3 protein-coding genes are annotated in these 2,958 nt (G+C 62.9%); 1 reads left to right on the top strand and 2 read right to left on the bottom strand.

Annotated elements, in window-relative coordinates; genetic code table 11:
- Positions 1-1,054 (bottom strand): sugar ABC transporter ATP-binding protein (locus tag EN750_RS26930; protein ID WP_145967940.1); only part of this gene is annotated, 1,054 nt, incomplete at its 3' end.
- Positions 1,055-1,133: 79 nt separating this feature from the next.
- Positions 1,134-2,261 carry a sugar ABC transporter substrate-binding protein gene (locus tag EN750_RS26935; RefSeq protein ID WP_127398449.1) on the bottom strand — a complete coding sequence of 376 codons (1,128 nt, stop codon included), beginning with the start codon at positions 2,259-2,261 and terminating at the stop codon, positions 1,134-1,136.
- 219 nt (positions 2,262-2,480) lie between these two features.
- Between EN750_RS26935 and EN750_RS26940 the strand changes: the two genes are divergently transcribed.
- The coding region (locus tag EN750_RS26940) for a GntR family transcriptional regulator (RefSeq protein WP_145967941.1) at positions 2,481-2,958 on the top strand (478 nt) is incomplete at its 3' end.

Here is a 2,958-nt window from a genome sequence, read left to right on the forward strand (position 1 = left end):
GGCCTTCGGATTTGCGGTCTTCCGGCACCAGGCCGATGGCCATGTTGGGGCGCAAGGCATCGGCCGGCGAACCGAGCCAGACCTTGCGGCCGTCGACGAGGATGTGGCCGCGCTCGATCTCGGCCATGCCAAAGCAGGCCAGGAACAGGTCCTGCTGGCCCATGCCCTGCAACCCGGCGACGCCGAGGATTTCGCCCTTGCGCAGATCGAAGCGGGCGCCGTCGAGCTTGCGCCCGACCTTGAGGTCGCGCACGCCCAGAACCGGCGGCCCGAAAGCCTGGGCGCTGTCCGGCTTGGGCGGGAAGGTCTGCTCGATGCTGCGGCCGATGATCTTTTCGATGACGTCGGCATCCGAGACATCGGCGACCGGCGCGGTGACGATGTGGCGGCCGTTTCTCAGGATCGTCAGCGTGTCGCAAAAGGCGCGGACCTCGCGCATGCGGTGGGTGATGAAGACGATGGTGGTGCCTGCCGCCTTCAGCCTGGCGATGATCGCGCCCAGCCAGTCGACGTCGCGGCCGGCGAGCGTCGAGGTCGGCTCGTCGAGCAAAAGGATGCGCGGCTTGCGGTAGACGGCACGGGCGATTTCGATCTTCTGGCGTACCGAAAGCTCGAGCTCGCTCACCTCGGCATCGAGATCGACGGAGAAACCGAGATCTTCGATATGGCGACGGACGGTCTTGCGGGCAGCACCGCGGCGGATCAGGCCGGAGACGCCCACGGGGGCGTAAGGCATCATCATGTTGTCGAGGACGGAGAGGTCGCGCACCAGCGTCATCTCCTGGAACGCAGTCTGCATGCCGAGCGCATGGGCTGCGCGCGGGGCGCCGTAAGCGATCTCCTTGCCGAAGACACGGACATGGCCTTGGGTCGGCCGGACCAGCCCGGACAGCAGCTTCACAAGTGTCGACTTGCCGGCTCCGTTTTCACCGAGCAGGGCATGGACGCTGCCGGGCGCGATCGCAAACGACACGCCGTCCAGCGCGACGGTCGGGCCGAACGCCTTGCTGATGCCGTCGATCTCGATGGCGGGGAGCTCGGAATGTTCTGTCATTGTCCTCGATCGCCGGCTTGGCATGGATTGACGATGCACGGACAACTGTCCGTGCATCGTCACACGCGCCTTGGGAGGCTTAGTTCTCCGGTTGTCCGACGAGGGCAGCATTAAGGCCGACCTCGGGTGTCTGGTCCGAGAAGATCGAGGCAAACCAGCCCGGATTGGAGACCAGCGACGGCTTGAAGGCGTTGCAGCCGGCCTTCATCTCCGCCCATGTGCCTTCGTCGCACAGCTTGATCGTCTCATTGGTGACGACCGGCAGCGGCAGGATGGTGGTTTTCGGCACGTCCTTGCCTTCGATCGCCTCGACGGCAAGCTTCAGCGCCAGCGCACCCGAATAAGGCGGCGAGGCATAGGAAATGCGTTGTGCGCCGGCCGGCGCGTAGGGCGGGGCCGCACCTTCGACTGCGGTGCCCTCCGGCAGCATCTGGATGCGGCCGCCATTGGAGCCCTCACCGGCACAAGGCAGGAGTTCGCTGGTCTTCTTGCCGGCCTCGAGCTGCATCGAGTTGGCGGTGAAGCAGCCGACCTGCATCCACAGCCCGTTGATGTCGTCCCAATTGCGGGTGGCCAGGATTTTCGAAAGCTCGGTGCGGGCGACCGCCTGGCTCCACATGCCGACAGCCTCACCGACGATCTTGATATCAGGATATTTGGCGAAGACTTCCTTGGCGGCTTTTGTCCGCTGATCGTCAACGGATGTTCCCGGGACACCCGTGATGGCGATGATGTTGCCCTTGCCGTTGAGCTTCTTGACCAGCCATTCGGCGGTCACCCTGCCGGCTTCCAGCTGGTCGATGTGGACGTTGTAGGCGCAAGGCTCGGTGATCTCGGCGTCGTAGGCAAAGACCTTCACGCCCTTGTCGCAGGCATTCTTGACGACCTGGTTGAGCGCGGTCGGCGAGATCGGATATACGACGATGGCCTCGGCGCCGCTTTGCACCATTGCGTTGATCTGCTGAATCTGGCGTTGCGCGTTGGGGCCAGCGACCTGGACCTGCAGGTCGACCTTGTCGGCCAGGCTCTTGTGGGCGGCCATGGCCTTGACCATGTTGGCCGCCTCCGCCTGCCAATCATTGCCGATGTAGCTCATGCTGAGAAAGATCTTGTGCTTCTCGGCTGCCTGCGCGGCGGACAGGCCGAAGGCGCATGCAGCCATCCCAGCCAGCAGCGCGAGCCGCCGGACTTTCGATCCGATACCCATGTGAAACTCCTCCCAAACAGAACGACCGAATGCCTCCCAAGGGCACAAAACGTAACCCTTGCCATTCGATGCCAGCGACCGTAACATGGTTTGATCAAATATCAATGATGAAATCGTTTATATCAAAACGGGCTATGTCGGCCGCTTGACGTGGCACCACGAACCTTGCATTCCCAGACAAGCAATAGTGTCGCCCTTGGGCGGGAAGGTTGACCGGAGATGGCTGGATCGGCGTTCAGGAAGCCTGGTGTCGAGATCATTCCACTGTCCAAGGAAACTCTGCAGGACCGGGTCTACAATCAGGTCACCGAACTGATCCTCGACGGCAGCATCGTACCGGGCGAGATGGTCACGGTTCAGAGCCTCGCCGACGCCTTTGGCGTCAGCCCGATGCCGGTCAGGGAAGCGCTGCGGCGCCTGACGGCAGCCAACGCGCTCACTGTGGTATCCGGACGCTCCATTGGTATTCCGGCGCTCAGCCGCGAGCGGCTCACCGATTTGCGCAATGTACGTTTTGAGATAGAGGCCATCGCCGCCGGCTGGGCCTCACAGAACCGGAGTGATGCGGATCTTGCGATTTTCGCGCGCGATCTGGACTCGCTGGAACGCGCGAATGGCGCGGACGACGTAAAGGCCTATCTCAGAGCGAATTACACCTTCCACTTCGCAATCTACCGAGCAGCGGGATCCGAAACCC

The sequence above is a fragment of the Mesorhizobium sp. M7A.F.Ca.ET.027.03.2.1 genome, assembly GCF_003999175.1.
Classification (GTDB): Bacteria; Pseudomonadota; Alphaproteobacteria; order Rhizobiales; family Rhizobiaceae; genus Mesorhizobium.

What these genes read in the sequence shown, in the direction of transcription:
- EN750_RS26935 (WP_127398449.1), bottom strand. Translation starts at nt 2,261, where the DNA reads ATGGGTATCGGATCGAAAGTCCGGCGGCTCGCGCTGCTGGCTGGGATG.